We start from the raw sequence: 26378 nt of genomic DNA, 5'->3' as shown, positions 1-26378 counted from the left end.
ACCAATGGCGGTAGCATCGCGCGGTCGGCGCGGCCGCGCAAGTGGAGCCCTCAGTGGAGCTTCACATGCGGCTCGGTGCGCCGCGTGATCAGCCGCGCGAGCGTATCGAGCGACACCTTCCAGAAGCCGTGCAGCGCAAGCTGATGCATCTTGTAGAGCGATTTGTATGTCAGCCGTGCGAAGAGGCCTTCGATCCATAAGCTGCGCCCGGCGAGTCCGCCCATCAGATTGCCGACCGTCGAATATTCGCCAAGTGAGACGAGGGAACCGAAATCGCGGTAGCGCCAGACTTTGAGCGCTTCGCCGGCGAGCACGCGGCGAATCTGTCCGACCATGTGCGACGCCTGCTGATGCGCGGCCTGCGCGCGCGGCGGCACGAGCTTGCCGGGTTGATCCCATGTGCAGGCGGCGCAATCGCCGATCGCAAAAATGTTCGGATCGCGCGTCGACTGCAGCGTCGGCGTGACCACCAGTTGGTTGGCGCGATTGTTTTCGAGCCCGCCGATGTCGCGCAGAAAGTCCGGCGCTTTGACGCCCGCCGCCCAGACGACGAGCTCGGCCGGGATCAGCACATCGCCGTCGAGTTTCACGCCGTCCGCCGTGACGGCGGTGACGCGCGCGCCGGTGAAAATCTTGACGCCGAGCTTCTCGAGCAGCTTCGCGGCCGCGACGGAGAGACGCTCGGGAAGCGCCGGCAGAATGCGCGGCGCGGCGTCGATGAGGTTGATCTTCACGTCGCGCTCGACGTCGATGCGATCGAGGCCATACATCACGAGCTGACGCGTCGTGTAGTGGAGTTCGGCGGCGAGTTCGGTGCCGGTCGCGCCCGCGCCGATGATTGCGACGTTGAGTTGGCCGGGGCGCAAAGGGTGATCCTGCGCGTGCGCGCGGATCGCCGCGTTGACGAGACGGCGATGGAAACGATCCGCCTGTGTGGGCGTATCGAGCGAGACCGCGTGCTCGCTCACGCCGGGCGTCGCGAAATCGTTGCTCATACTGCCGATCGCGATGATCAGCGTGTCGTAGGGAACGCGGCGCGGCGCGGTGACTTCGTGGCCTTCGTCGTCGACATAAGCGGCGAGCAATATCTCGCGCGTCTCGCGGTCGAGGCCGATCATCTCACCGACGCGGTAATGGAAATGATGCCAGTGCGCTTGCGCGAGATAGTCGAGTTCGTGGTCACCGAGATCCATCGTGCCGGCGGCGACTTGATGCAGCAGCGGCTTCCAAAGATGCGCCCGCATACGATCGACGAGCGTGATATCGGCGCGGCCGCGCTTGCCGAATTTGTCGCCAAGGCGCGTCGCGAGTTCGAGCCCTCCGGCTCCGCCACCGACGATGACGACGCGATGTTTGGTGTCGGCCATTTTCGGCACGCCTCGCGAGCCCAGCCTCGCTTCCGCGAGCGATTAAATCACTTCATCGCTGCGGCGACAATCAACCGCAGATTTCGACGCGCTCGGAGACCTTCATCTCCCACCGGCACGAATACGGCAGGTCCGCGATGCAGATGGTGACGCGCGGGTTCGGGCTGTTGCATTCACAGTCCTTGTCGCCGACGGTCCATTTCGGCGCGCGATAGCCGCCGTTGGTCGTGATGGTTTCGCACAGGCGTTTCGCCATCGCGATGACGTCGTCCTTCGCCTTCTGGCACGCTTGCGGCTGCGACATGCCGGACGTCGTGTCGCCGACGCCGCGCAGCATCTGGTTGGCTACGTCCGGACCCGGCTTCCAGCCTTCACGCTGTTCGCTGCGGCAGGTGAGCAGGATATCGCGGGCGCGCTGCGCGTAAGCGCCGTTCGGGTACGACACGAGATACGTTTGGAAGCCCTGGCGCGTCTTCGCCTCGAACGCCTGATCCCACAGCTTCTGTTCGTTCTCGGTGATCTGCGGCTGTGGCGGCGGCGTCGGCGCGGCGACGACCGGCGGCGGGGCCGGCGCAGGCGTGGGTACCGCCGTCTGGCGATTGCCGCCTAACGTGAACAGCGCGATCGCGCCGCCGATCAACACCAGAAGCAACACGGCAGCGATCGCGATAATCGCGGTCTTCGACGAACTCTGCGGCGGCGGCGTGGGTGCTTTCGGCGCTTGGCGCAGCGGCGCTTCGAATGTCGCCGGCGTCTCGCCCGAGAGCTGCTCGCGGACCGCATGCATCAGGAAGTCCCAACGCGGGTCTTCGCGGTCACCGGCCCAGCCGACGAGATCGGCGGCTTGAATCATCGTGAAGCCGAATGGCGGATCGACGTTGTCGATCTTCACCGGCAGCAAGATGCCGCGGTTCTTGCCGAAGTTGGCTTCTTCCTTGACCCAGATCGCGCTGACGGATGCGTTCGACCACACCGCGATGACGAGGCGCGCGGCGTCGAGTTCGCTGCGGATGGCGCGATCCCATTCGCTGCCAGCCTTGATGCCGTGGTCCCACCACACGCTGAAGCCTTCGGCGCGCAGCGTCTCGACGAGGCGGATCACACGCCCCGCGTCTTCTTTTTTATAGGAGATGAAAATGTCGGCCATGGAGGGTCTATCGTGGAGACAGCGCGCCCTCCCTTACCATACTTTTTGCGGCCGAAGTATTATACGGCTCAAGACAATATGCGCTGGTCATCCCGGCTGTAGGCGCGGCGCGCAGAGCGCGAAGCGCCGGAAGGCCGGGATCCATATTCCGTGCACTATCGATAGAACGGTGACTATGGATCCCGGGCTCGCAGCGGCGCGAAAGAGCGCCGCGCGCCCCGGGATGACCAACTCTCTACTGTGCCCGAAACCTAGTTCTTAAGGCGATATCCCGTGCGAAATATCCACCAGATGATGGCGAGGCAGGCCACCATGAAGCCCACGGTCGCGCCGGCGCTCATCTGAATCGAGACGTCGGCGGTGCCGAAGAACGTCCAGCGGAAGCCGTTGACCAGATAGACGACGGGGTTGAACAGGCTGACGGTCTGCCAAAACGGCGGCAGCACTTTGAGCGGATAGAACGTGCCGCCCAAGAAGGTCAGAGGCGTGATCACCAGCAGCGGAATCACCTGCAGCTTCTCGAAGCTGTCGGCCCAAATGCCGATGACGAAGCCGAACAGGCTGAACGTCACGGATGTCAGCACGAGGAACGCGAGCATCCAGATCGGGTGTTCGATGCGCAACGAGACGAAGAAGAACGACGTCGCAAGCACGAGGAGACCGAGGATGATCGATTTCGTCGCGGCCGCGCCGACATAACCCGCGACGACCTCGAACGGAGACACCGGCGCCGAGAGGATTTCGTAGATCGTGCCGGAGAAGCGTGGAAAGTAGATGCCGAACGAGGCGTTCGAAACGCTCTGCGTCAGCAGCATCAGCATGATGAGGCCAGGCACGATGAACGCGCCATACGGCACGCCTTCGATCTCGTTGAATGTCATCGCGGCGCCGAAGACGACGAAGTAGAGCGACGTCGAAATCACAGGCGAAGCAATGCTGCCGAGCACGGTGCGCTTCCAACGCGCCATTTCGAAATTGTAGATCGAAGCGACGGCGTACAAATTCATCGGCCGTTCCCCACCAGGCCGACGAAGATATCTTCGAGCGACGATTGTTTCGTCTGCAGATCGCGGAAGCGGATGCCGGATTCCGCGAGGTCATGCAGCAGCGCCGTGATGCCGGTGCGCTCGCCTTTCGTGTCGTATTCGTACAGCAACTCTTCGCCGCTTTCGCCGAGCGTGAGATTGTGCGCGGAGAGCGACGGCGGCAACGCGTCGAGCTTCTTCTGCAGCTGCAGCGTCAACTGCTTCTTGCCCAGCTTGCGCATCAGCGAGGCTTTTTCCTCGACGAGAATCAATTCGCCCTTGTTGATGACGCCGACCGTGTCGGCGAGGTTCTCGGCTTCTTCGATGTAGTGCGTCGTCAAAATGATCGTCACGCCGGATTGGCGCAGGCGCTCGACGAGACCCCACATATCGCTGCGGAGCACGACGTCGACACCTGCGGTCGGCTCATCGAGAAAAAGAATCTGCGGCTCGTGCGAGAGCGCTTTCGCGATCATCACGCGGCGCTTCATGCCGCCCGACAGCGTGATGATCTGGCTGTCCTTCTTGTCCCACAGAGACAGGTCTTTCAGCACCTGCTCGATGTGTTTCGGATTCGCAGGTTTGCCGAACAAGCCGCGGCTGAACGACACCGTGTTCCACACGGTCTCGAACGCGTCGGTGGTGAGTTCCTGCGGAACGAGACCGATGAGATTTCGCGTCGCGCGATAATCACGACGAATGTCATGGCCGGCGACTTTGATGTCGCCGCCGCTCGGATTGACGATACCGCAAACAATGCTGATGAGCGTCGTCTTGCCGGCGCCATTCGGGCCGAGCAATGCGAAGATCTCACCGCGTTTGATGTCGAGCGAAACGTTCTTCAGTGCCTGGAAGCCGGAAGCATACGACTTCGACAGGCTCTTGATCGAAATGATGGGTTCCATCGGGGAGCACGCCTTGTGGGTGCGCCTCATATAGACGGAATTCCCCCGAATGCTACCCTGTGCGCACCGGATGTTCTATGCGCAACGCGCAGAGAACTCCGTTACGTCTTAACTGAAGTAGCCCGGATGGAGCGGCGGCGAAGCCGCGCGCGAAATCCGGGGCAAGAGTTAGCGGCTCTGCCCGCCCTGGATTGTGCTCGGGCGCGCTTCGCGCCGCCTCGCTTCATCCAGGCTACAAGCAGAAGAAAGTAAGACGTGGATGGCCCGCATGAAGCGGGCCATGACGGCTGAGGGTGTGGAGCTCGAGAGAAACTAAGCGCCTTCGCAGCCGAGCTTTTTCAAGAGATCCTCGACCCATTTGCGATCGACTTTGCCGGCGCGCGTCTCGGCGAGCGTGACCTCTTCCGACTCGAACTTGGCTTTCGTCGCGCGATAAACCTCTTCGGTCTGCTCATACGGCACGCACATCAGACCGTCATCATCGCCGATGATGAGATCGCCCGGATTGATCACCATGCCGTCGAGAGCGATCGGCACGTTGATTTCGCCCGGACCGTCCTTGTACGGACCGCGATGCGTGATGCCGGCCGCATAGACCGGAAACTCGCTCGCGCGCAGCGCGCCCGAATCGCGAATCGCGCCGTTGATGACGAAGCCGCCGAAGCCAGCGTGCTCGGCGTAGCTCGACATCAGCTCGCCGATGATCGCGTTGGTGAGATCGCCGCCCGCATCGACGACGATGATATCGCCGGGCTCGGCGCGATTGAGCGCCGCGTGGACCATGAGATTATCGCCGGGGCGGCACTTCACGGTGAAGGCCGGACCGCACATCACGCCGCCGGCGTGCATCGGCAGCAGACGCGGGCCGCCGGCCGTCATGCGGAACATGCAATCGCTGATGTTGGCGACCGGGAGGGTGCGGAACTTCGCCACCGTTTCGGCGCTCACACGGCGCTCGCATTTGAGAATCTTGAACCCGATGGCCATGATCGCCCTCCCGTCAATTTTGTTGTGCCGAGGATGTGCGATGCCGCTCCGGTCATCGTCAAGCCCGCCTCAAAAACTGTGGCCGATTAGACACGTCACATTTGCAAAGAGGAATCCAAACCAAGGGTTAACCACTGCTTAACCAGCGAGGCGCGACCCTGGCGCCAAGTTCAAAGCGCTTCGAGAGGTTTCTGTGGCAGCTCCCCTACGCAATCAGCAGGCCTTCGACGAGATCATCGGCCAGCTCTACTCGGCAGGTACGGCGAATGTCGCCGACGTCTTGGCATCGGCTTCCGATATCCAGAAGGCGCGCCTTGCTCTTTTCTGTTACGAGCGCGCGCATATGCGGGCGATCGGTCTCGCGGTCGCGGCGACATGCGATCCGGCCGCGTTGATCGAAGCTGGCGGCAAACTCGGCGAAGCGATTTACGCGCAAGCGCGCACCGGCACGGCGCCGATCCCAGCTCCGGCACGCCGCAGCATCACGCTCGCAACGCCGACGCCATCGATGCCGGTGATCGTCGACGAAGATCCGGATCCGGAATTCTACGCCGAAGCCGGCTGAGGCATCGCCTTCAAGCCTTCGACGCTCGGCGTCGGCAATGCGCCCATGCCGACGCAATCCAGCGACGCGATGTTGAGTTTTCCATCGCGGATGTTAAGGCGCACGCGCCCACTCTGCTCGTGATACAGATCCGGATGCGCGGTTAGGAACGCGCGGCTCTCACTCTCCGGCCGATCGGCAAATCCATCGATGAAGTGATGACCGTTGCGTTCCACGTGACGGAGGCCGAGCAGATTCACCAGAGCGAGGTCCTGCTGCACCGACGTGCCGGCATGCACGGTGAGATCTTCGGCCGACATGAAATAATGTTCGTGCCCCTCGGCCGCGTTCCACTGCGCGCAGCGGATGCGGTTGATGGTCGACTTGTAGAAGCCCTTGCAGACTTTCGACGAGATCCCCGCATAGCCCAGCGCTTTCGCGCGCACGAAGGTGTCGATCTCGCCATCCGACTCGTCGATGATGACAGCTTTCGCGGCGGCGAAAGGCGCGACGCTCGCTTCGAGCGCGGTCTGCCGCTTGATCGGCTGTTCGACGAACAGGGTCGCTGCGGCGAGCTGTTTCAGCTTCGGCTCATTCTCGATCGCGCGCCATAACGTGAGCGCCGCCTCGGCATTCTCGTATTGCTCGTTGCCGTCGATGGTGACGCGATAATCCGGCACGCGCGCGATGACGGACGCGATGCGGCAAAGCCGATCGATGTCGGCTTCAAGATCGCCGCCGACTTTGAGTTTGAAATAACGATGGCCGTAGGCCGCGATGACTTCCTCGAGCGTCTCCGGCAAGCCGTCGTCGACGCGCTCACCCGCTTTCTGATCGCTCGCGACCAGCGGATCGAGCAAGCCCACGGTGTGGCGCGCCTCGATGACATTCGCGGGCTTAAGCGTTTTGAGGAATGCCGCAAAATCGAAGCCCGCGAGATCCGGCGCGACGGCGTGCGGCGCCATGCCGGGAACATTTTGCTGCATCGCGCGGTAAAAGCTGATGCCTTCGAGGCGGCAGATCGCATCGATGATGCAACGATCGATCAGCGCCGGGCCGTAGCTCGCGACGAGAGGCAGCAGGCCGCGCTTGGCGCAGGCTTCGATCTGCCCGTTGTAGAGATCGGCGTAGTGGCCGAACGGCGTATTCGCTCCGGCAGCGAGATACGCGTCCTGCGCGATGAGCACGGCGGTGCGCATCTGATCGGCGGCTTGCTGGTCGGAGAGCGCCGGGTTCTTGTCGAACCAGCGACTGGCGATCGATTCCGACGTGTAGCCCCAGCCTTCCCGGCCGTCCTGCGTCGCGATGCGCGCGCGCATGATGATCTGCGTGCCATGCGTCACCGTCGTGTTGCCGAAACGGAACGGCAAGCGCAGGCGGAAGGTCCGCTCGTACGGTTCGATCGCGAGAACGCGAATGCGCGGCGCTTCCGTCATGCGGTTCCCTCGATGATGCCTTGGATATAGCCAATCGCGCGCGCCGCGCTGCCGGCGCCGTCCGGCACATAGTCGAACGGCTCCATCGCGATCCAACCGTTGTAGTTCTGCGTGCGCAGCTCGCGGAAGAACGGCGCGAATTTCACATCGCCCTGCCCGGGACCACGGCGATTGCGGTCGTTGACTTGGATATGCGCGATGAGTCCCGTCGGCAGCCATTCGGCTGCGAGCTGTTCGAGCGACTGCTTCTCGTGCGCCGTGATCGCGCTCGCGTCCATCATCGTGCGCAGCGCCGGGTTATCGGCGGCGCGGACGATCTCGGCCGCTTCCGCGATGGTGTTGACGAAGTTCGCGTCCGGCGGCGCCAGCGGCTCAATGCAGTAAATGACGTTGGCGCGCGCCGCGTGTTCGCCCGCCAGCGTCCAAGCTTCGACCGCGCGCTCACGCGCTGCGTCCGCATTCTTGTCCGGCAGACGGCGCTGGAACGGCGAGCCGTGCACCAGATATTCGCCGCCGAGTTCGGCGCAGAGATCGACGAGACGCTTCATCACGTCACGCGTCGTCTTCATCGTTCCGGCTTCGTCGCTGGTGATCGACAGACCATCCGGTTTGACGAGCAGCCAGTGCAGCCCCGAGCAGCGGAGACCCGCGTCGCTCATGGCTTTACGCGCGACTTCGATTTCCGGTTTCTTCAAGCGATGCGGCTCGGTGCCGAGCGTGAAGGGCGCGATTTCGAGGCCCGCATAGCCGAGCTTGGCAGCGAGGTCGCATTGCTCGGCGAACGAGCGGCCGCCCGAAATGACTTCGTTGCAGAGCGACAGCTTCACGAGATCACGCCGCGACTGGAAGCTTGCGCGGCAGCAGCGACACCGCCAGCAGGATCACGAGTGCGGCCGCCGAGAGAATGCGGAACAGCACGTCGAAGCCCCAATTCTCGTAGACGAAGGCGATGAGCGGCAGCGCCGCCGCGAGCGAGGTGAAGCTCACGACATAACGGACGCCGTAAACGCGCGCGCGCGCCTCGCCGCTCGCGACCTTGCCGATCATGTAGTCGTTGATCGGGATCTGACCGAAGGCGCCGAGCATGAAGCCGAGCGCCGCCGCGAAGGCGAGCCCGTCCTTCAAGCCCGGCATCAGGAAGAAGAAGATCAACTGCATGGTCGCAACGACCATGAAGACCGGGCGCGGGCCAACGACGTCCAGGAATTTTCCGACGACGAGTTGCGCCATCGACGCGACCGCGAAGACGACGAACGCGAACGCACCGATCATCGTCGCGATATCGGCATTGCCGGGAAAGCCGAGCGACTCCAGCCACGCCGAGAAGGATGCCGCCACACCGCGTAGGCGCTCGTCGAAAATCTTCGGCAGCGAGAAGGTCGTCGCCTGGAAGATGATACTCGATACGGCCGTCGTGCAGAAAACGATGATCGAGATGCGCAGCAGCAGCGCTTTCAAGTCCGCCGACATCGGCGGCCCGGCGACCGGCGCGGCGGCGGGCTTGCGATCCGCGACGATGTCCTGCCAACGCGAGACCGTGTAGAAAATTCCGATGACGATCGAGATCGCGCCCGGGATGAAGAATGCGCTGCGCCACCCGGCATTGTCGATGAGATAGCCGGTGAGCAGCGCGGCGCTGGCGACGCCGAGATTACCCCACACACCGTTCACGGCGAGGCGCATGCCGGTGTTCTTCCACTTCGCCGTCACCATCGCGAGACCGACCGGATGATAGATCGCGGCGAGCACGCCGACGACGAAAAGGCCGATGCCGATCTGCAGCGGCGTCTGCGCAAAACCGGTCGCGATCGACGCGATACCGATGCCGACGAAGAACACCGCCATCATGCCGTCGCGGCTCCATTTATCGGCGAGCCAACCGGCCGGATACGAGAAGAGACCGAAGGCGAAAAAGCCCGGCGTCGCGTAAGCGAGCAGTTGGCCGTAGGAGAGGTTCCACTCCTTCACGAGCGCGAGCGCCGCGACGGTCGCGAAGATCAGCGTGAACATGTGATCGAGGAAGTGGCCGATATTCAGGTAGAGGAAGTGCAGGCGATCGCGATTCATGGGAAGGCTCCGGCCCGCTACCTTTATTCGAGGTCCCGGCGGTTGTCCAAGTCTGCGCCCAAGTCCGCATCCAAGTCCGCGGCACGGCGGAAAACCAGGCTGAAATTGTCGGCCGGCATGGCGACGCGGTCGACCAATGTGAGGCCATCCGCGTTGGCGGCCGCCTCGACATCGCGCCAATCGTAGAGGCCCCAGCCGGGGTTACGCAGGCGCAGCGACGTATCGAAGCCGATGTTGCTGTCGGCGGTTTCCGCGCCATCGAGGTAAGGGCCGTAGAGATAGAGCACGCCGCCTTGCGTCAGCGTGCGCGCGGCACCGCGCATCAGACCGCCGAGCGCGGCGCGCGGCGCGACCTGCAGCATGTTGATGGCAAGGATGGCGTCCGCCACGGTCACGGGCCAATCGGCCGCCGTGACGTCGATCTGCAGCGGCGTTCGCAGGTTCGGCACGCTTGTGGCTTGGCGATGCGCCTCGATGCTGGCGAGCGCGGCGGCATCCGGATCGCTCGGCTGCCACGCGAGCTGCGGGAATGCGGCGGCGAAGAACGCAGCGTGTTCGCCGGAGCCGGCGGCGAGTTCGAGCACCGTGCCGGTTTCCGGTAAGTGCCGTTTGAGGACGGCGAGGATCGGCTCGCGATTGCGCACCGTCGCGGGCGAGTGCAATGCGCCGGCCGCATCGCCACCAGCGAACCAATGGGAACGCTCAGCCACGTTTCACGTTGCGGCCGCGCTCCGGCACGCCCGTCTCTTCGTGGCAGATGCGCGCAAGCTCGGCGACGCCGTCGCGAATTTGCTCGACGCTCGGCAATGCGAAACAGAGCCGCATGTGGCTCTTCGCGCTATCGGGATTGCACGACCATTCGGGACCCGGATTGAACGCAAGACCCTGCGCGAGTGCGGTTTGCGTGAATTTGCGCACGTCGACATGGTCCGGCAATTTCAGCCACAGGAAGATGCCGCCCTTCGGCACAAACAATTCCGCCGCCGTGCCGAACTCCTGCGCGAGCGCATCGACGAGAACGTCGAGCTTCTCCTTCAGCGCATCGGTTAGATCGGTGACGTGCTCGTCGAATTTATCGGTGACGTACTCGGAGACGACCATCTGCTCAAGCGCGCCGGAGCCCGCATCGGTCTTGATCGAGAGGATGCGGCTGAGCACGCTCCAATCCGCGACGATGTAGCCGATGCGCAGCGCGGGCGCGAGCGATTTGGAGAACGATCCGATGTGGATCACGTGCGAAGGATCGAGCGAATAGATCGCGGGCGGGCGCTCATGCGTCCAGACGAGATCGGCGTAGCACTCGTCCTCGTAAATCGGCACGCCATATTTCTTGGCGACGCCGATGAGTTGCCGCCGCCGTTCGAGGCTCATGATCGAGCCGGTCGGGTTCTGCACTGTCGGGATCGTGTAGATGTATTTCGGCTTGATGTTCTTCGTCTTGAGGTTCGCGAGAATCCGATCGAGCTCATCGATCTTGATGCCGCCCTCGTCGAGCGGCGCGCCGACGACTTGGACACCGAGCTTCTGGACCTTCGTGATGGCGCCGCCATAGGTGAATTCTTCGAGGATCACGGTGTCGCCCGGATCGAGCATCACGTTGTTGACGAGATCCATCGCCTGCAGCGAGCCGGAGGTCAGCATGATGTCGGCCGCCGTCGTCGTGATGCCGCTGCGGCGCTTGAGTTTCTCGGCGACAAAGGCGCGCAGCGGCTCGTAACCCTGCGGCGCCTGACCGAGATTGTACATGCCGAGCAGATGGCCCTTCTCGCGCAGCACTTTCTCGGCGCAGGCGGCGAGCTCTTCGGCGGGAACTTGGGTCGGATCGTTGTGGCCCCAGACGAAATTGTGCTTCGGCAATCCGGCAAACCGCGCGGCCGGTTCGGGCAGCCCGCGGCGAAATGCATTCGGAAATGCGAAGGTGGTCGCGTCGGTCATTTCTGATTGTTCCTCCCTCGCCGTCTCTGTCACTTGCCGGGCCGCGACGCAAGACCGCGCTGCGCAACGCGGCTATGGCCGGAGTGGCAGCGATTTCTCGTTTATCCTATCACATGCGGGTTTTGCGGCCGCCGGGCGCGCCGGTATGATGGCGCAGAGGACTATTTTATGGACGCAAAGCGCGAACGCTGGAACGCCGTGCGCGGCCTGTTCGACGATCTCGTCGACCGGCCGCCGCCGGAGCGCGAACAGATTCTCGCGCGCTCGACGCTTGCGCCCGATATCGTCGAAGAGACGCGGCAGCTTCTGGTCGCTGCGGATGCGACCGGCGATTTCATGGAGGCGAAAGCCGTCGAGGCGAAGCCCGAATACTCGTCGCTGAAGCCGGGCGAGCGCGTCGGCGCATTTCGGATCGAAGAGTTGATCGGACGTGGCGGACAGGGCGAGGTCTATCGCGCGTCGCGCGCCGACGGCGCCTTCGATCAAACGGTCGCGCTGAAACTCCTGCGGCCCGAAGCCGCGCAGCATTTCGAGCGCTTCAAGACCGAGCGGCAGATTCTCGCCGGGCTCGAACATCCCGGCATCGCACGCCTGATCGACGGCGGCATCGCGCCGGATGGGCGGCCTTATGCCGCGATGGAGTATGTCGAAGGCGTCGACATCGCGACCTACTGCGCCGAGAACAATCTCGATCTCGCGGCACGGCTGAAGCTGTTCGCCGATGTTTGCGCGGCGGTCGCGCACGCGCATCGCAACTTGATCGTCCATCGCGATCTCAAGCCCGGCAACATCCTGGTGACGCGCGACGGACAGGTGAAGCTGCTCGATTTCGGCATCGCGCGCTTCATCAAGGAAACCGATCAAGGCGCGATGACGGAAGCGATCGTCACGCCGGACTACACGGCGCCGGAGCAGCTCGAAGGCCGCTTGCCGACGACGGCGACGGATGTCTACGCACTCGGCGCCAATCTGTTCGAAGTGCTGGTCGGCAAACCGCCGTGGCGGATCGACGGATCGCCGTTCCCGGCCGCGTTGCGCATCCTGCAGGACGAGCCACCGCGCGCAAGCCAAGAAGCCGCGAAAGTTTCGTCTCCGCCGATCGCGCCGACACTGCTCACCGGTGACATCGATGCCATCATCGCGAAGACGATGCGGCGCGAACCGGCGCTGCGCTACGAGGGCGCGAGCGCACTCGCGGAGGATATCGGCCGGCATCTTGCGTTGCGGCCGGTCGAAGCGCGCGCCGGCGATACGTGGTACCGCGTCCGCCGCTTTCTACGCAGGCGGCGCGGAGCGCTTGCGGCAGTGGCGCTGGTGCTTCTCGTCGCGGTGGGTGGGCTCACGGCTTACACCTGGCAATCCTACCGCACGGCCATCGCGAGCGAGCGCGCCAAGGCGGAGACAGCACGCGCCGAAGCGGTGCGCGACTACGTGATGCTGTCGTTCCGTGCGGCGGGCGGAGCAGGACGTCCGGGTCTTGCCACAGCAAAGCAGGTGCTCGATTCGGCTGCGAGCGAACTCGTGCGCGAGGCCGACGCAGGCACGGCGCGGCCGGAGTTGTTCCGCGTCATCGGCGAACTCTATGCCGAGATCGACGATTTCGCGGCGGCAGCGCCGCTACTCGAGCGCTACATCAAACTTGCGCCGCCGAGCGAGACGGTGGCGATCGCGCAAGCTAAGCAATCGCTCGCGGTGATCGCGGTGCGCCGCGGTCAGCTCGACGCCGCGCGGCGTTATCTCACCGAGGCGCGCGCCGAATGGATGAAGGAGCCGCAGCGGTTCGCGCGCGAGATCGGGGAAGCCGACGCGATCGAAGCATCGCTTCTGCGGCAAAACGGAAAGCGCGAGGACGGCATCGCGCTGTTACGGTCTTCGACGGAGGCTGCGCGAAAACTGCTCGGCGAAGACAGCGAGATCCTAGCCATTCGCTACAATAATCTCGGCGTCCACTACATCGAAAGCGGACAAGCCGCCGAAGCCGACGCGGCATTCAACGAGGCGTGGCGGCTGTTGGAGAAACAAGGCCGTATGCGTTCCGGAACCGCGATCGCGGTCATGTCGCATCGCGCGGCGGCGCAGCTCCGCGCCGGTAACGTGCCCGCAGCCGAGGCGATGTGGCGCGAAGCCGTCGAGCTTCGCCGCACGCTTTACGGACCCTCGATGGCGCTTGCGAGCCTGCAACTCAACTACGGTCGCCTGCTGATCGTGCTGGAGAAGCCCGACGAGGCCCTGAAGGTGTTCGACGAGGCGCTGCCGGCCGCGATCACGTTCGGCGGGCCGGCAAGCCAGATCGCGATCATTCTGCGGCAGAGCCGTGCGGTCACGCTGCTGATGCGGGACCGCATCGACGACGCAACGGCGGAGAACAACGAAGCGCTGATCCAGGCGCGCGGTACTTACGGAGAACGGCACCTCTATACGGCGCTCGGCATCGTGACGCGCTGCGCGATTAATCTGCGGCGCGGCGATCTCGATGCGGCACGCGCCGACGCGGATACGGCTGAATCGATTCTGAAGGAGCTCGGCCCGAGCGCTCAGGTTCATCTCGACGAAGTCGCGAAACTGCGCGCCGTGATCGCAGGTGCCGCGCAACAGAAGGAGCGGCCGTGACGGCTAATCGTTTTCCTGCAGTTCCTTGAACAACCAGGCCTTCGCCTGCAACCAATCGCGGCGCACCGTGCGATCGCTGATGCCGAGAATTTTCGCGGTCTCCTCCTCGCTGTAGCCGGCGAAGAAACGGCATTCGACGACGCGCGCAATGCGCGGGTCCATCTCGGCAAGACGCTCGAGTGCGTCGTTGATGCGGACGACTTCCGGATCGTCGACCTCGGCCGCGTCGAGCGCCTCGTCGATCGGGACCGCTTTGACGCCCTCGCCTCGCTTGAGCGACAAACGCGCGCGCGCCGCATCGACGAGAACGTGGCGCATCGCGGTCGCCGCCGAGGCAAGGAAATGCTCCTTGCTTGTCCAGCCGCCGCTCGCGCGCAGCTTCATGTAGCTTTCGTTGATGAGCGCGGTCGTCTGCAATGTCGACGGACGGCCGGCGCGCATACGCTCGCGATGAGCAATCTTGCGCAAGCCGTCGTAAAGGCTGCGCGTCAAAGCATCGAGGCTTAGTTTTGGATCGGTCTCGGTCATGCGACGTAGCTTAAGAGGTCCGCGCCGCTCTGACTACTAGTCCGGATTGCTGGTGAGCTTTTCGATCATCGGCCCGCAATAGAGAACGAGCAGCGTCAACGGGACGCAGATCGCAAGCGTGCGCCATGCGCCGAGCCCACTCGCGATGCCGAGCGCTGCGGCGATCCACACTGTCGCGGCCGTAGTCAGGCCTTCGACCGAGCGCGCTTTTGCGTCACGCAGAATAACGCCGGCGCCGATGAAGCTGATGCCGGCCATAACACCTTGAATGACGCCCTGCACGACGCGGCTGAGCGCATCGGCATTGTCGGCCAGGTTAGAGTGTTGAATTCCCGCGACCGCGACGGCCGCGCTACCGAGGCTGACGAGCCCCAGCGTGCGCATGCCGATCGGCTTGCTGGCGAGATCGCGGTTGAGCCCGATCAGCATCCCGGCGCCGGTGGCGGCGCCGAGGCGGAGTGCGATATCGTCGAACGCGAGATCCACGTGCGGATCTTATTTGCGCTTGCGCGAGACGCGCGTCATCGTCTTGCGCTTCGCAGCGGCGCGCCGCATCGGTTTTGCCATTCGCGTTGCCTTGCGTGCAGTGGTCTTGCGCGCCGTCGTCTTGCGGCCTGTTGCGCCGCGCGCCTTGGACGCCTTCTTCTTCGTCTTGCGCTTCGGCTTCGTTGCGGTCAGCGATGCGATGCCTTTGCGTGCGGTCTTCAGCTGACTCGAGATCGCTTTTTCGAGCGTGTTGCGCATGCTGTACAGCGCATCGAGCGACATCGTTGCGAATTTCGGTGCCTTCATTTCCGTCTTCTCCTGCGTTTGGCGTCACGCGCTTTTACGGGTGACAATTCGGCCGCGTGGACTTAGGCCGTCAGCAGCCCCTATGCCCATACCAATCGCTGAGAAAAGGATTCGTTCCCGTGCGGGGAATGGAGAAGATGAGTTTGCGTCAGCCGAACGGGCGCATGTGCAGCAGCATCAGCACGCCGGCAATCACCGCGCAGCCGATAACGGCGTAAGCGCCTTCGCGCAAAGAGCCGAGCGCGTGCGAGAACGTGCGATGCGCTTCGGTTTGCGGCGGCGGCGCAGGCTCGCGCTTTTTCTTCGGCGTTTTCGTGCTGCTCTGCTTTGCCATGGCCCCTCCGTCGGGCGCACGCTAGCAGTGGCTGGTTACGATAATCTTCACGCGTCGCCGGGCGCGGATTTCTTGGCTTCGCGCAGGCCGTGGCCGAGCCCGACACGCTCATCGAACACGAAGCATTCGCCGCGCCAGCGGCTTTCGCTTTCCGGCACGACTTCGAGATATTTTAGGATGCCGCCCTTGAGCTGATAGACCTCGTCGAAGCCGCGCGCGAGCAGATACGCACTCGCCTTCTCGCAGCGAATGCCTCCGGTGCAAAACATCGCGATCTTGCGATGGTGCGAGGGATCGAGCTGCTCGGCGGCATAGTCGCGAAAATCGCTGAAGTGTTCGAGCTTCGGATCGGTCGCGCCGACGAAGGTACCCATCTCGACCTCGAAGGCATTGCGCACATCGATGACGCACACATCGTTCGCCGCGATGAGATCGTTCCAGGCTTCGGGCGCGACATCGATGCCGCGCAACGCGAGCGGATCGACCGACGGTTCGCCGAGTGTCACGATCTCCTTTTTCAGACGCACCTTGAGGCGGCGGAATGGCATTTCTTGCGCGGTCGAGAATTTCACCTCGGCGCCGGCGAAGCGAGCGCCGAGCAGTGTTTCGAGTTTGCCGAGAACGCCCTTCAGCGCGGCGTCTTCACCCGCGAGAGTGCCGTTGATGCCTTCCGGCGCCAGCAGCAGCGTGCCCTTGATGCCGCGTTCCGCGCAGGCAGCACGGATCGGCTCCCGCAATTCGCGGAAATCCGGCAGCGGCGCAAAGCGATAAAGGGCAACGACGGACAGCATGGCGGCGCTTTACCACGCCGCCATGCGTTAAGGAAACTAGTTCCCGCCGAGCTTGGTGCCCGCCAATTGCTCGGTCATTTTCGCGATCGCCGTGTGGTCCTGGCCGGGTTCCAGCATCGCGGCGGCGCTTGCCCACATTTCGCGGCAGAGCGCCGCGAACGGCGTCGGCGTTGCGGTATCGCGGCCGACTTCGAGCGCGATCGACAGGTCCTTGACCATGAGATCGAGCGCGAAGCCGCTATCGAACTTCCGCGACAACACGAACTGCTTGAGCTTCTTCTGCGTCGCGTTGTTCATACCGGTCGAGGCGTTGAGCACGTCGGTCATGATCTGCGTATCGAGACCGAATTTCTGACCGATCGCGAGAGCTTCGACGGCGATCAAGAATCCACCGCCGGAGCAGAGGTTGTTGAGTGCCTTCATGGCCTGCCCGGCACCGACATCGCCGACGCGGTGGATCGTCGTACTCATCGCGTTGAGCACCGGTGTCGCGCGATCGAGCGCTTTGGCATCTCCGCCCGCCATGATCGCGAGTTCGCCGGTGATCGCGCGCGAAACGCCGCCGGAGACCGGCGCATCGATCATATCGATGCCGTCGCCCTTGAGCGATTTTGCGAGGTCGCGCGTGACCGCCGGAGCGCCGGACGTCATGTCGATGACGAGCGCGCCGGTCGGAAGTTGCTCGCGCACGCTGCCGATCACGTCGGTGACGAATTTGCTGGTCGGCAAAATCGTGATGATGACGTCGGCGTCCGCGACGGCGTCGGCCGCGCTGTTCGCGGCTTTGCCGCCGACCTCTTTGGCGAATTTCGCGGCGCGGCCGGCGACTGCGTCAGCCACCGTCACGTCGAAGCCGGCGCCGACGAGGCGCGCGGCCATCGGCCAGCCCATGTTGCCGATGCCGATGAAGGCTACTCGCTTCGTGCTCATGCTTTGGCCGGCTTTCCGGAGACGGCGCCTTCATTCACGAGCACTTCATGCGCCGCCTTGAAAGCATCGAGGCCGGCCGGAATGCCGCAGTAAACGGTCGCGTGCAGCAGCACTTCCTTGATCTCGTCGACCGTGACGCCGTTGGCGAGCGCGCCCTTGGTGTGCAGCTTGATCTCAGGAGCGCGGTTGAGCGCGGTGAGCATCGCGAGGTTCAGGAGGCTGCGCGTCTTGCGGTCAAGGCCCGGGCGGCCCCACGCATAACCCCAGCACCACTCGGTGGTGATTTCCTGGAACGCCATCATGAAGTCGTCCGCCTTGGCGATGCCGGCGTCGACATACTCGGCGCCGAGCACATCGCGGCGGATCTTCAGGCCCTTATCGAACATTTCGGTTTTTGCCATTCGGCTTTCCTCCTTGTGGTTGCGCTCCGGATTCGCAGATTGCGCCGCGACTCGCAAACGCGGCGCGCGCATGGCTCGACGGCGGCGTTCTCGCGGGCGCGCGATCGGTTGCTAAGTGGCTCTAGCGGCGAGATTTTTGGCCGATATCGGCGGCCGAAATAAACGGCCCGCGCCCCTTGTTGTAGGGGCGCTTTTGACTATAGTGCGCGCCGCACGGAGAGATGGCCGAGTGGCTTAAGGCGCTCGCTTGGAAAGCGTGTATACGGGAAACCGTATCGAGGGTTCGAATCCCTCTCTCTCCGCCATGTCTTGGTCGCTGTCTTTCTCCGCTCATTCATGCGCGACTTCAGATGCCGCTGCTATCGGCGGGTCAGCGACGACGCCTCAATTCTCCCGATGGATCAAAAGACGTTCACGCCCTTTCGCTGGACGTGGCGCGGCGCAGGTCGCGATAGCGACGAGGGCGAGAACCGAAGTTCTCGCCCTCTGCGGTTGCTTGCCAGCTCATCTCAGACGAAGAGAAAATCGCTGGCCGTTGGTACGGCGCCGTTGTCGAAGTGCGCGATCAGCGACACGTTGACGTAATTTACGTGGCCGTTGACGATCTGATAGCTCTCGACTTTGTAGAGATTGTCGGTGTCGTAGTCGTAAAGCATTTTGTCTTGCGACAAGTTTTGATACTCGTCGTAGCGAGACGAGTTATAGGTCGCCAGAATGCCGTCGGTGCCGAATGCCGCCGCCGTCATGCCCTCGACGACAATTTTGTCCTTGCCGTGCTCGAAGTCGACGATGCGATCTGCTCCTTGGCCGACCACGAACGTGTCGTAGCCGCCGGGCGCAGCGCTTAACGGGTTTGCATTGAAATCGCCGCGGAGCACGTCGTCACCGGCACCGCCGATGATGATATCGTTGCCGATGCCACCCGTCAGATAGTCGCCACCGCCACCGCCATCGAGCGTCATTCCGGCGTCGTTGCCGTTGATGAAATCGCCGAACTTCGAGCCGACGACGCGTTCTACGTTAATCAGGACGTCGCCGTCGGCATCTCCGAAGAAACCCATCGGGCCGCTGGTGCGGTGCATATCGACCATCACGAAGGTTGACGACGCCGTGTAATCGACGGTGTCGAAACCACGATTGCCATCGATGAAGTCGGCGCCGGCGCTGCCGTATATTTTGTCGTCGCCGCCAAGAGCATTGATCGTGTCGGCGGACGAGGTGCCCCGAAGGACATCGTTGCCTTCGGTCGGTACGCTGACAAGGTCGGGAAGCGGACCTTTGGGCAACAAAACTTTGTTGGTAAGAACCGCTTGGCTGTAATCAATCGTAGAGGTGTTGAGCGTGGTATCGTCGGCGTAGGTCGTTTTGGATGCTAGTGCTCGCATAACTTTTCTCCCGTGTTGATCGATCACTGCGATCGGTCTGTGGGTTTAGTATGCGAACGGGGTATTGCCGGCTGTGACGGCCATCACAGATTGGCGGGTTTTCGCGATCATCCTATTCGTGCGTTTGTGGTGTAGCCTGCGCAGGTAGCCGTTTCGCATGCGCGGCGATGTTTGAATGTCGCTCGACAACAGCGAGCTTGGCTGCAACACTGTCGTCAATAAAAAAAACTGGAGGAAAAAATGAACTTCAATCGTCGTATCTTGATGGTTCCCGCGCTTGCCGCGGCACTGCTCAGCGTCGTCCCGGCTTATGCCGGTCCGGATGAAGACGCGATTGCGAAAAATCTCGAAGCCTTCCGCGTCGCGCAGGTCGCCAACAATGGCGAGGCGCTCGCTTCGCTCAGCGCACCAGAACTCAGCTACAGCCACTCCAGTGGTTCGATCGACACTCGAGAGAGCTTGGCGACAGGCACCAAGAACGCGAACTACAAATGGGCTTCGCTCGAATACAAAAATCCCACGATCCGTATCGTGGGCCCTACCGCCATCGTGCGCTTCAACTTTGTCGGCGAGCAGGAATTCACGGCTGATGGCAAGAAGGTCCCTCAGAACCTCCACATCTTGATGAACTGGCAAAAGCAGGGCGCGGACTGGAAGTTGTTGTCCCGCGCGGCAACTAAACTTTGATCACACCAAAGCTGTCGGTTGAATCGGCGGAGTAGGCGTTGGGCTGAACGTTTTCAGCACAACGCCTCACTCTTATTCGTGAGCGTTGCCCAAAAAAATTTCCACGCTGTTCTCCGATGAAGCGAACTGCAGCAGGGAGCCGCAAAAGCTAATGAATGCACGCCCACTTCACTTTGTCGTCGCACTCGCGCTCCTGTTCGCCGCGACGCCGGCTTCAGCGCAGACAACGAAATGGCCGGACCGGCCCGTCAAACTGGTCGTGCCCGTCGGCGCCGGCGGCGCGGCCGACACCTTGGCGCGCAACCTATCGAATGGCTTCGCGCAATTCGCCAACGGACAGCCACTTGTTATCGAGAATCGGCCAGGTGCCGGCGGCACACTCGCCGCGACGGGCGTCGCGCGCGAACAGCCTGACGGCTACGTGCTCCTGCTCGCCGAGATCGGTGCCAATGCTGCAGCCAACGCTTTGCAGTCGAAGCTGAGCTACGACGTTCAGACCGCCTTCACGCCGATCATCCATGTCGCCAATCTGCCGACTGTCGTGCTGATGCGGCCTGATCTCCCTTACAAATCGCTCGGGGAGTTGATTGCCGCGGCGAAACAACAGCCCGGCAAATTCAACTACGCTTCTGCAGGCATCGGCAATTGGACGCATTTGTTTATGGCCTACCTGAACGGACAGGCGGGCGTTCAGATGATCAACATTCCGTATCGCTCCGGTGCGGAAATGACGACATCGCTTTTGCGAGGCGAGGCGGACGTTGCAGCGGTCTCGGTGTCCACGAGCATCGCTTTCATCCGCGAAGGCAAGGTGCGCGCAGTGGCCGGCTTTCCCGCTAAGCAGATTCCCGAACTCGCGGAAACACCACCGGCTTCTCAAGCCGTCCCGGGATTCTCGATCGATTTGTGGCACGGCATTGTAGCGCCCGCCGGGATGGATCCCGCGTTGGTCAGCCAGATCAACGGCATCTTCAACAAGGTGATCGGGACACCCGCTGTGGCCAAGGCGATCTCACAGGCGCAAGCCGCCGAGATCGTAGGCGGTTCTCCCAAACAGTTCGACGACCTGCTCAAGGCTGAGCAGAAGCGCTGGCCGGAGTTGATCAAATCCGCCGGCATCAAGGTCGATTGACCGGCGTCAGCGTTAAACGGGCGAAATCAGAATCGAGAACGCGCGGCGAGCTGACGGAAAATCCAATAGCAGGGCAAGCAAGCGACCAGCATCGCTGCGCCGAGGAAGAAGCCGGCGGCGGCTGTGCCGAGGCGGGACGACACAACGCCCGCCACGATGGGCGCTATCACGCAGATCGCGTAGAACAGCGTGAAGAAAACGCCCATGCCGACTGCGCGAACCTCCGCCGTAAGAACGCGCGCCGGCAGGCTCATGATCGAGCCCGCGGAGAGCCCGCCGAAAAGACCGAGCGCAACAAAGGCCGGGATAGTCGCTGTCGTTAGCGCTGCGACCACCAACGCAATCGCAAACAACACAAAGCCGACAAGCATGACTTCGACGTGCTTGCCGGTGCGATCGGCGACGTAACCGCCAAGCGGTACGGAGAGGGTCACGAGCCAGAGCACGAGGCTGGTCGCCGAACCCGCGCTGGCGAGACTCCATCCGCGTTCGACCAGCATCGGCGTGCCGAAGCTGAAGACCATGCCGATAGCAGCGTTGAACAAGCCCCAGATCACGCCGGCGGCGATGATGGCTTGCAGAACCGATCCGGCCGGCCATCGCGAACGCGCGCTCGCGGCTTGGCCTTCGGCGGGTGCGCGATAGAGGATCGCGAGAAGCGCAAAGCCGATGATGCAGAGCGATGCCGCAAGCAGGACCGCGGCCGAGATGCCGTATGCTGCTGTTACAGCCGGGACGACCAGCAAACACAGTGCGATGCCGGCCGGCCACGAATTGACGAAGATTGCCATCGCGGTCGCTATCTCTTTGCCGGCGAACCAGTCCGTGACCATCTTGGACATCAGGACGTTGAGCAGAACGCCGCCGGCACCGGCGCAGAGGCGCCCGGCAACTTGCCATCCCCAGCTCGGGGCCGACGCCATGATGAGGCCGCCGACGGTCATGAGCACGAGGCCGAACAGGACGACGCGTTTGTCGCCGAAGCGGCGGCCGATCTCGCCTCCCGGCAGCGCAAAAGCTAAGCCGGGCGCGAGATATAAGCTGATCAGGAGCCCGATCTCGCCGAGCCCCACTTTGTACTCGGCCATGAGCGCCGGCGACATCGACGCCACCGACTGAAACTGAAACGCCATGCTGAGGCGCACGACGAACAACAGAAGCAGCACGCCCCAACGGTTGCTCACGACACCCCCCGTCTGCGATTGACCGACAGCTTCAGCATAGTCGAAGCAGACCGCGGGGGGTCGAATAAAACCAATCCACCCTCTTACGGTTTGTGGCTTTCGTGCCTATCTAAACGCATCGCCGGCCAAGATCTTGGGCGTCGGCGACTGAGAGACGCGACCGCGCTCCCGCCTTAAGGCAGTGGAGCAATCGATGTCCGGATACGTCCGATCCCCTCTCAAAGCCTCCCAATCCGAAAGCCCGACGGCGCTTCGCGCCATGGCCGCCAATATGCTCTCGATGGCGAAGGCCATCGGCGACGAACCGACCGCGCTGCGGCTACGGGCCATCGCGCAGCGTCATCTGCGCGACGCCGCCGCGAACGATGACACCGTGGACGGCGCCATCGTTGAAGGAGCCGCTCGATGACACGCTCATTCCTCGCGGCCTACGCGCCACTCTTCGTCTCGCAACTTATCGCCATCACGGCTTTCGCCATCGTGATCGCCGTAACCCTCACACCCTTCGCCGGCCGCCAGGCCGTCGTGGTGACCTCGCGCTAACGCAAAAAACAAGGATCGACATGCCTCAAGGTACAGTGAAGTTTTTCAACGCAGCCAAGGGTTTTGGCTTCATCCGCCCCGACGACGGCAGTGCCGATGTGTTTGTGCATATGACGGCTGTCGAGCGCGCCGGAATGCGCGGACTCGCGGAAGGACAGAAGCTGGAGTTCGAGGTCGTCGCCGACAAGCGGACCGGCAAAGCGCAAGCAGACAACATCCAGGCTACTTGAAGCGCCCGCATCAATGTCGAGAGGTCATATGAAAAAAGGGGTCGCCCCGATGCCGTCTCGCGCTGAAGCGAAGAACGAAGCGACGTCGCGCGCAGCGCGGCAGCTTATCGACAGCGAGACAGCCGCTCGCCTCGCCAAAACGAACCGCCTACGGGCGGCGCGGCTGGCACAAGAAGCGCCAGAAGGCGTGGAGCCGCAAAAGCAGAAGCAAGGCTAAAGCGCGCGCTTCTGCATTGTGAAGAATTGGGTGAGACCTCGCTTTAACAAGCGAGGTCTCGCCAAATTTGTGAGTGCTTAGAGAACCTTGAGGTTCTCGGCACTTTCCTTGCCACGATTGCTCATCACGTCGAAAGACACCTTGGCGCCCTCGTTGACGGTGCTCAATCCTGCGCGTTCGACGGCCGAAATGTGCAAAAACACATCCTTTCCACCGCTATCGGATTGGATGAAGCCGTAGCCCTTCGTCGCATTGAACCATTTCACTGTACCGGTCGCCAATTTTAACTCCTGTGCGCGATTGCACGCGCACTGTTCAGGTCACAGCGCTATTAGCAAGCGGAAATTGAACGCATATGCCAGAAACGCTGCAGAATCGGCCAAATTGGAACTTATTTGGCCTGGGCAACCATTGTACCGGCTTGCCCTGCCTGCCGAATGACAGTCCCTATCCGTAAAGCTTCACTCAAATTCGCGGCACAGCCGGTCGGCGAGCGCCCGGCAACGGCGGGCCAGATCGCCCCAAGATTTGCGTTCCCAGTCCGATTTCGCCTCTTTGGCGAAGCGTTCGTAGCGAACGGCTTCGGCTTCGAGATCGATACATTCCTTTGCTTCGGTCTGTTGTGCCACGGCGTTGGGTCCGAAAGTCCGCGCCTCGGGTCTCAGTAGAAAAACGCGATGTAAGCAGCGCTGCTCACCAGCGTGATGGAAATGAGCCAAGCCATAAGGGCCCCCGTTGCGAGATGTGTTAGCGCTCTAAATCTTTGCGGCGTCCCGAGTTCCATCTCGCCGCTTTCTCCTGCATCACGAAAGTGCGGGCGCTGAAGTTGGCGCGTTGCCGCCGCGATAAGCATCGGGCATCGTTGACGCATGAGGTGTCTCGCGTGAGCGCGCCGATCCGATTGATCGAAGTTTCCAAAACTTTTACCGGGCAGCGCGCGCCGGCGATCGACCGCGTCAATCTCGAGGTCGCGCCGAACAGTTTCGTCGCGCTGGTCGGCGGTTCGGGATCGGGTAAGACGACGCTGCTCAAATGCATCAATCGTCTCGTCGAGCCGGACGCGGGCCGTGTCGAGATCGAGGGCCGGCCGGCGAGCGATGGCGCGGCCTGGGCTCTGCGGCGGCGCATCGGCTACGCGTTTCAGAATGTCGGTTTGTTTCCGCATCTGACGGTCGGCGAGAACATCGCGATCACACCGCGATTGCTGGGGTGGGAGCAGACCGAGATCGCGGCGCGCGTCAGCGAATTGCTCGCGCTGGTCAACCTACCGGCAGACTATGCGCGGCGAAGCCCCGACGCCTTATCGGGCGGTGAGCGTCAACGCGTCGGCGTCGCGCGCGCGATTGCGGCGCGTCCGAGCATCGTCCTCATGGACGAGCCGTTCGGCGCGCTCGATCCGATCACGCGAGAGGCGCTTGGCGAGGCCTATCGCGCGCTGCACGACAAGCTGGGCCTCACCACCGTGATGGTGACGCACGATGTGCAGGAGGCGGTTCTGCTTGCGGACCGCATCGTGGTCATTCGCAAAGGCCGCATCGTTGCGGACGACACGCCGCGTACATTGCTGGCCGGCCATCCTGATGCTGAGGTCGCAACATTGATGGCGGCGCCGCGCAGGCAGGCCGAGCGCGTACAGGCTCTCATCGATCGGGAGCGGCCGTGAACTCCGAATTCGCCAATGCGTGGGCGCTTTTGCCGAACTATCTCAGCGCTCATGTCGCGCTGAGCGCGGCGGCGCTCGGCATCGGCATTGCGATCAGTCTGCCGCTCGCCGTGCTGGCGGCGCGCTCGGAGAGAGTGCGCTGGGTGGCGTTGGCAATTGCGAGCTTGATCCAGACGATACCGAGCCTCGCGCTGCTTGCGCTGTTCTATCCGGTCCTGCTCGCGCTCTCGGCGCTGACCCTGAAAGCATTTGGGTTGGCTATTCCAGCTTTGGGTTTTGTGCCGTCGCTGCTCGCGCTGACGCTGTATTCGATGCTGCCGATTTTGCGCAACGCCGTTGCGGGGCTGACAGGGCTCGATCCCGCGGTGATCGAAGCGGCCAACGGCGTCGGCATGACACCATCGCAGCGCCTGTGGCAGATCGAGGCGCCGCTCGCCGCGCCGGTCGCGATGGCCGGGATCCGCACGGCTGCGGTGTTGACGATCGGCACCGCGACGCTGTCGACGCCCGTCGGCCAGACGAGCCTCGGCAATTACATCTTCGCCGGACTGCAGACCGAGAACTGGGTCTACGTTCTGTTCGGCTGCGGCGCGGCAGCCGTGCTCGCGCTCGTTACGGACCAGCTGTTGGGGCTGATCGAGACCGGGCTCGCGAAACGCAGCCGCGTTCGCATCGTCGCCGGCGCTCTCGGGCTCGCGATCGGCACTGTTGCGGCGCTGGTGCCGATGTTCGCCTCGTCGTCGGCGCGCTATGTCATCGGCGCGAAGAATTTCTCCGAGCAGTTCATCCTTGCCGAACTCATGGCGGCGCGGCTGAAGGCACAGGGCTCCGCCGTCGAGCAGAAAACGGGGCTTGGCTCGGCCGTGATCTTCCGCGCGCTGGCGGCCGGAGATCTCGACGTCTACGTCGACTATTCGGGGACGCTGTGGACGAACGTGCTCGGTCGCATCGATACGCCGCCACGCGAAGAACTGACTGCCGAACTCGGTCGCGAGCTGAAGCGCCGTTACGGCGTCGAGATGCTCGGCGCGCTCGGGTTCGAGAACGCCTACGTGCTTGCGATGAAAGCCGATAGAGCGAAATCGCTCGGCATTACCGACATCGCTGCGCTCGTGCCGACAGCATCGCGGCTGACACTCGGCGCCGATCTCGAATTCCTGTCGCGCCCCGAATGGGCGGCGCTTCGGCGGGCTTACGGCCTGCAATTCAAAGCGGAGAATTCGTTCAATCCGACATTCATGTACCGCGCGCTGCAGGGCGGACAGGCCGATGTCATCTCGGCCTTCTCCAGCGACGGGCGCATCGCGGCGGATTCTCTCACAGTGCTGGGAGACCCCCGGCGCGCCATACCGCCCTACGACGCCGTGATCTTGATCTCGCCGCGCCGGGCTAATGATGCGACGTTGATCGCGGCGCTGAAGCCGCTGGTCGGCGCGATTTCGGTCGATGCGATGCGGAAAGCCAATCTCATGGTCGATCGCGATACCGACAAACTCAGTCCTGCGGCGGCTGCTGCGACGCTGCTCCCGCGATAGCCG

Annotated in this window: 31 protein-coding genes and 1 tRNA gene; 11 read left to right on the top strand and 21 right to left on the bottom strand. The window is 63.0% G+C overall.

Going from position 1 to position 26378, the window contains the following annotated elements:
- Positions 1-50 precede the first annotated feature (50 nt).
- The 5 genes from GJW30_RS07095 to GJW30_RS07075 all read right to left on the bottom strand — a co-directional run bounded on the left by GJW30_RS07095 (position 51) and on the right by GJW30_RS07075 (position 5431).
- Positions 51-1367, bottom strand: a complete 1317-nt coding sequence (locus GJW30_RS07095; RefSeq protein ID WP_096358704.1) for an NAD(P)/FAD-dependent oxidoreductase — start codon at positions 1365-1367, stop codon at positions 51-53.
- A gap of 70 nt (positions 1368-1437) precedes the next feature.
- Positions 1438-2514, bottom strand: coding sequence for a toll/interleukin-1 receptor domain-containing protein (locus tag GJW30_RS07090; RefSeq protein ID WP_096353496.1), 1077 nt, complete (start codon positions 2512-2514; stop codon positions 1438-1440).
- Positions 2515-2765: 251 nt separating this feature from the next.
- Positions 2766-3521 carry an ABC transporter permease gene (locus GJW30_RS07085; protein WP_096353492.1) on the bottom strand — a complete coding sequence of 252 codons (756 nt, stop codon included), beginning with the start codon at positions 3519-3521 and terminating at the stop codon, positions 2766-2768.
- Complete coding sequence (locus GJW30_RS07080; protein WP_096353489.1) at positions 3518-4444, bottom strand: ABC transporter ATP-binding protein; 927 nt, start codon at positions 4442-4444, stop codon at positions 3518-3520. Before GJW30_RS07080 ends, GJW30_RS07085 begins: the two co-directional genes overlap by 4 nt.
- 312 nt (positions 4445-4756) lie before the next feature.
- Positions 4757-5431, bottom strand: coding sequence for an RraA family protein (locus GJW30_RS07075; RefSeq protein WP_096353486.1), 675 nt, complete (start codon positions 5429-5431; stop codon positions 4757-4759).
- A 193-nt stretch (positions 5432-5624) separates the two neighbouring features.
- Between GJW30_RS07075 and GJW30_RS07070 the strand changes: the two genes are divergently transcribed.
- Entirely contained in the window at positions 5625-5996 is a 372-nt protein-coding gene (locus tag GJW30_RS07070; RefSeq protein WP_096353483.1) for a hypothetical protein, read from the top strand.
- Here the strand turns inward: GJW30_RS07070 and GJW30_RS07065 are convergent.
- The 5 genes from GJW30_RS07065 to GJW30_RS07045 are packed head-to-tail and all read right to left on the bottom strand — an operon-like array spanning position 5978 to position 11413.
- Positions 5978-7411 carry an enolase C-terminal domain-like protein gene (locus GJW30_RS07065; RefSeq protein ID WP_096353478.1) on the bottom strand — a complete coding sequence of 478 codons (1434 nt, stop codon included), beginning with the start codon at positions 7409-7411 and terminating at the stop codon, positions 5978-5980. The two genes, GJW30_RS07070 and GJW30_RS07065, sit on opposite strands and share 19 nt — an antisense overlap.
- Positions 7408-8238 carry a sugar phosphate isomerase/epimerase family protein gene (locus GJW30_RS07060; protein ID WP_096353475.1) on the bottom strand — a complete coding sequence of 277 codons (831 nt, stop codon included), beginning with the start codon at positions 8236-8238 and terminating at the stop codon, positions 7408-7410. Before GJW30_RS07060 ends, GJW30_RS07065 begins: the two co-directional genes overlap by 4 nt.
- A 4-nt stretch (positions 8239-8242) precedes the next feature.
- The gene (locus tag GJW30_RS07055) at positions 8243-9478 is read right to left on the bottom strand and encodes an MFS transporter (RefSeq protein ID WP_096353472.1); all 1236 of its coding nucleotides are present in this window, start codon (positions 9476-9478) and stop codon (positions 8243-8245) included.
- Between the two features lie 23 nt (positions 9479-9501).
- Positions 9502-10188: a DUF938 domain-containing protein gene (locus GJW30_RS07050; RefSeq protein WP_096353470.1), complete on the bottom strand. Its 687-nt coding sequence runs from the start codon at positions 10186-10188 to the stop codon at positions 9502-9504.
- Entirely contained in the window at positions 10181-11413 is a 1233-nt protein-coding gene (locus GJW30_RS07045; RefSeq protein WP_096353467.1) for an aminotransferase-like domain-containing protein, read from the bottom strand. The genes GJW30_RS07050 and GJW30_RS07045 overlap by 8 nt, the downstream gene beginning before the upstream one ends.
- Before the next feature lie 168 nt (positions 11414-11581).
- On the opposite strand from GJW30_RS07045, the gene GJW30_RS07040 reads away from it, so the two are divergent.
- Positions 11582-14023 (top strand): serine/threonine protein kinase, encoded by a 2442-nt coding sequence (locus GJW30_RS07040; RefSeq protein WP_096353464.1) that lies wholly within the window; start codon positions 11582-11584, stop codon positions 14021-14023.
- A gap of 3 nt (positions 14024-14026) precedes the next feature.
- On the opposite strand, the gene GJW30_RS07035 is transcribed toward GJW30_RS07040, so the two are convergent.
- The 7 genes from GJW30_RS07035 to GJW30_RS07005 all read right to left on the bottom strand — a co-directional run bounded on the left by GJW30_RS07035 (position 14027) and on the right by GJW30_RS07005 (position 17799).
- Positions 14027-14551, bottom strand: coding sequence for an ECF-type sigma factor (locus tag GJW30_RS07035; RefSeq protein WP_096353462.1), 525 nt, complete (start codon positions 14549-14551; stop codon positions 14027-14029).
- Positions 14552-14587: 36 nt separating this feature from the next.
- Positions 14588-15037 (bottom strand): MgtC/SapB family protein, encoded by a 450-nt coding sequence (locus GJW30_RS07030; protein ID WP_096353460.1) that lies wholly within the window; start codon positions 15035-15037, stop codon positions 14588-14590.
- 9 nt (positions 15038-15046) lie between these two features.
- Complete coding sequence (locus GJW30_RS07025) at positions 15047-15343, bottom strand: hypothetical protein (RefSeq protein WP_096353458.1); 297 nt, start codon at positions 15341-15343, stop codon at positions 15047-15049.
- A gap of 148 nt (positions 15344-15491) precedes the next feature.
- Positions 15492-15677, bottom strand: a complete 186-nt coding sequence (locus GJW30_RS07020; protein ID WP_096353455.1) for a hypothetical protein — start codon at positions 15675-15677, stop codon at positions 15492-15494.
- Positions 15678-15724: 47 nt separating this feature from the next.
- Positions 15725-16468, bottom strand: coding sequence for an oxygen-dependent tRNA uridine(34) hydroxylase TrhO (gene trhO, locus GJW30_RS07015; RefSeq protein ID WP_096353452.1), 744 nt, complete (start codon positions 16466-16468; stop codon positions 15725-15727).
- Positions 16469-16504: 36 nt separating this feature from the next.
- Positions 16505-17398 (bottom strand): NAD(P)-dependent oxidoreductase, encoded by an 894-nt coding sequence (locus tag GJW30_RS07010; protein WP_096353450.1) that lies wholly within the window; start codon positions 17396-17398, stop codon positions 16505-16507.
- Complete coding sequence (locus tag GJW30_RS07005; protein ID WP_096358703.1) at positions 17395-17799, bottom strand: carboxymuconolactone decarboxylase family protein; 405 nt, start codon at positions 17797-17799, stop codon at positions 17395-17397. Before GJW30_RS07005 ends, GJW30_RS07010 begins: the two co-directional genes overlap by 4 nt.
- A 215-nt stretch (positions 17800-18014) precedes the next feature.
- On the opposite strand from GJW30_RS07005, the gene GJW30_RS07000 reads away from it, so the two are divergent.
- Positions 18015-18104 (top strand) — tRNA-Ser (locus tag GJW30_RS07000).
- 204 nt (positions 18105-18308) lie between these two features.
- Here the strand turns inward: GJW30_RS07000 and GJW30_RS06995 are convergent.
- The gene (locus tag GJW30_RS06995; RefSeq protein ID WP_096353448.1) at positions 18309-19184 is read right to left on the bottom strand and encodes a hypothetical protein; all 876 of its coding nucleotides are present in this window, start codon (positions 19182-19184) and stop codon (positions 18309-18311) included.
- A 240-nt stretch (positions 19185-19424) separates the two neighbouring features.
- On the opposite strand from GJW30_RS06995, the gene GJW30_RS06990 reads away from it, so the two are divergent.
- Both GJW30_RS06990 and GJW30_RS06985 read left to right on the top strand, forming a co-directional pair.
- Positions 19425-19871: a nuclear transport factor 2 family protein gene (locus GJW30_RS06990; protein ID WP_096353446.1), complete on the top strand. Its 447-nt coding sequence runs from the start codon at positions 19425-19427 to the stop codon at positions 19869-19871.
- 151 nt (positions 19872-20022) lie between these two features.
- Entirely contained in the window at positions 20023-21003 is a 981-nt protein-coding gene (locus GJW30_RS06985; protein ID WP_096353444.1) for a Bug family tripartite tricarboxylate transporter substrate binding protein, read from the top strand.
- Between the two features lie 26 nt (positions 21004-21029).
- Here GJW30_RS06985 and GJW30_RS06980 read toward each other — a convergent pair whose 3' ends face one another.
- A complete protein-coding gene (locus tag GJW30_RS06980) occupies positions 21030-22187 on the bottom strand; it encodes an MFS transporter (protein ID WP_096353442.1) in 1158 nt (385 codons plus the stop codon).
- A 259-nt stretch (positions 22188-22446) separates the two neighbouring features.
- Here GJW30_RS06980 and GJW30_RS22570 point away from each other — a divergent pair, with 259 nt between their 5' ends.
- Genes GJW30_RS22570 through GJW30_RS06970 form a run of 4 tightly spaced genes read left to right on the top strand, consistent with a single transcriptional unit; the run spans position 22447 to position 23177 of the window.
- Positions 22447-22596, top strand: a complete 150-nt coding sequence (locus GJW30_RS22570; RefSeq protein WP_165391614.1) for a hypothetical protein — start codon at positions 22447-22449, stop codon at positions 22594-22596.
- Positions 22593-22730, top strand: coding sequence for a hypothetical protein (locus GJW30_RS22565; RefSeq protein ID WP_157746704.1), 138 nt, complete (start codon positions 22593-22595; stop codon positions 22728-22730). Before GJW30_RS22570 ends, GJW30_RS22565 begins: the two co-directional genes overlap by 4 nt.
- A 20-nt stretch (positions 22731-22750) precedes the next feature.
- Positions 22751-22960 carry a cold-shock protein gene (locus GJW30_RS06975; RefSeq protein ID WP_096353439.1) on the top strand — a complete coding sequence of 70 codons (210 nt, stop codon included), beginning with the start codon at positions 22751-22753 and terminating at the stop codon, positions 22958-22960.
- Positions 22961-23009: 49 nt separating this feature from the next.
- Positions 23010-23177, top strand: coding sequence for a hypothetical protein (locus GJW30_RS06970; protein WP_245408682.1), 168 nt, complete (start codon positions 23010-23012; stop codon positions 23175-23177).
- Between the two features lie 77 nt (positions 23178-23254).
- Here the strand turns inward: GJW30_RS06970 and GJW30_RS06965 are convergent, their stop codons facing one another.
- Positions 23255-23458: a cold-shock protein gene (locus GJW30_RS06965; protein ID WP_096353433.1), complete on the bottom strand. Its 204-nt coding sequence runs from the start codon at positions 23456-23458 to the stop codon at positions 23255-23257.
- A gap of 180 nt (positions 23459-23638) precedes the next feature.
- Positions 23639-23806 carry a hypothetical protein gene (locus GJW30_RS22560; protein ID WP_157746703.1) on the bottom strand — a complete coding sequence of 56 codons (168 nt, stop codon included), beginning with the start codon at positions 23804-23806 and terminating at the stop codon, positions 23639-23641.
- Between the two features lie 245 nt (positions 23807-24051).
- On the opposite strand from GJW30_RS22560, the gene GJW30_RS06960 reads away from it, so the two are divergent.
- Positions 24052-24840: an ATP-binding cassette domain-containing protein gene (locus GJW30_RS06960; RefSeq protein ID WP_430727093.1), complete on the top strand. Its 789-nt coding sequence runs from the start codon at positions 24052-24054 to the stop codon at positions 24838-24840.
- Complete coding sequence (locus GJW30_RS06955) at positions 24837-26375, top strand: ABC transporter permease/substrate-binding protein (RefSeq protein ID WP_096353430.1); 1539 nt, start codon at positions 24837-24839, stop codon at positions 26373-26375. The genes GJW30_RS06960 and GJW30_RS06955 overlap by 4 nt, the downstream gene beginning before the upstream one ends.
- Positions 26376-26378 lie beyond the last annotated feature (3 nt).

The organism is Variibacter gotjawalensis, from assembly GCF_002355335.1.
In the GTDB taxonomy this organism is placed as follows: Bacteria; Pseudomonadota; Alphaproteobacteria; order Rhizobiales; family Xanthobacteraceae; genus Variibacter; species Variibacter gotjawalensis.
The sequence above is the reverse complement of the archived record's forward strand: the minus strand, read 5'-3'. Positions and strand labels throughout refer to the sequence as shown.

Coding starts and splice junctions, on each gene's coding strand:
- GJW30_RS07095 (WP_096358704.1), bottom strand. CDS start 1,367: ATGGCCGACACCAAACATCGCGTCGTCATCGTCGGTGGCGGAGCCGGA.
- GJW30_RS07090 (WP_096353496.1), bottom strand. CDS start 2,514: ATGGCCGACATTTTCATCTCCTATAAAAAAGAAGACGCGGGGCGTGTG.
- GJW30_RS07085 (WP_096353492.1), bottom strand. CDS start 3,521: ATGAATTTGTACGCCGTCGCTTCGATCTACAATTTCGAAATGGCGCGT.
- GJW30_RS07080 (WP_096353489.1), bottom strand. CDS start 4,444: ATGGAACCCATCATTTCGATCAAGAGCCTGTCGAAGTCGTATGCTTCC.
- GJW30_RS07075 (WP_096353486.1), bottom strand. CDS start 5,431: ATGGCCATCGGGTTCAAGATTCTCAAATGCGAGCGCCGTGTGAGCGCC.
- GJW30_RS07065 (WP_096353478.1), bottom strand. CDS start 7,411: ATGACGGAAGCGCCGCGCATTCGCGTTCTCGCGATCGAACCGTACGAG.
- GJW30_RS07055 (WP_096353472.1), bottom strand. CDS start 9,478: ATGAATCGCGATCGCCTGCACTTCCTCTACCTGAATATCGGCCACTTC.
- GJW30_RS07045 (WP_096353467.1), bottom strand. CDS start 11,413: ATGACCGACGCGACCACCTTCGCATTTCCGAATGCATTTCGCCGCGGG.
- GJW30_RS07040 (WP_096353464.1), top strand. CDS start 11,582: ATGGACGCAAAGCGCGAACGCTGGAACGCCGTGCGCGGCCTGTTCGAC.
- GJW30_RS07035 (WP_096353462.1), bottom strand. CDS start 14,551: ATGACCGAGACCGATCCAAAACTAAGCCTCGATGCTTTGACGCGCAGC.
- GJW30_RS07025 (WP_096353458.1), bottom strand. CDS start 15,343: ATGAAGGCACCGAAATTCGCAACGATGTCGCTCGATGCGCTGTACAGC.
- GJW30_RS07020 (WP_096353455.1), bottom strand. CDS start 15,677: ATGGCAAAGCAGAGCAGCACGAAAACGCCGAAGAAAAAGCGCGAGCCT.
- trhO (WP_096353452.1), bottom strand. CDS start 16,468: ATGCTGTCCGTCGTTGCCCTTTATCGCTTTGCGCCGCTGCCGGATTTC.
- GJW30_RS07010 (WP_096353450.1), bottom strand. CDS start 17,398: ATGAGCACGAAGCGAGTAGCCTTCATCGGCATCGGCAACATGGGCTGG.
- GJW30_RS07005 (WP_096358703.1), bottom strand. CDS start 17,799: ATGGCAAAAACCGAAATGTTCGATAAGGGCCTGAAGATCCGCCGCGAT.
- GJW30_RS06995 (WP_096353448.1), bottom strand. CDS start 19,184: ATGCGAGCACTAGCATCCAAAACGACCTACGCCGACGATACCACGCTC.
- GJW30_RS06990 (WP_096353446.1), top strand. CDS start 19,425: ATGAACTTCAATCGTCGTATCTTGATGGTTCCCGCGCTTGCCGCGGCA.
- GJW30_RS06985 (WP_096353444.1), top strand. CDS start 20,023: ATGAATGCACGCCCACTTCACTTTGTCGTCGCACTCGCGCTCCTGTTC.
- GJW30_RS22570 (WP_165391614.1), top strand. CDS start 22,447: ATGGCCGCCAATATGCTCTCGATGGCGAAGGCCATCGGCGACGAACCG.
- GJW30_RS22565 (WP_157746704.1), top strand. CDS start 22,593: ATGACACGCTCATTCCTCGCGGCCTACGCGCCACTCTTCGTCTCGCAA.
- GJW30_RS06975 (WP_096353439.1), top strand. CDS start 22,751: ATGCCTCAAGGTACAGTGAAGTTTTTCAACGCAGCCAAGGGTTTTGGC.
- GJW30_RS06970 (WP_245408682.1), top strand. CDS start 23,010: ATGCCGTCTCGCGCTGAAGCGAAGAACGAAGCGACGTCGCGCGCAGCG.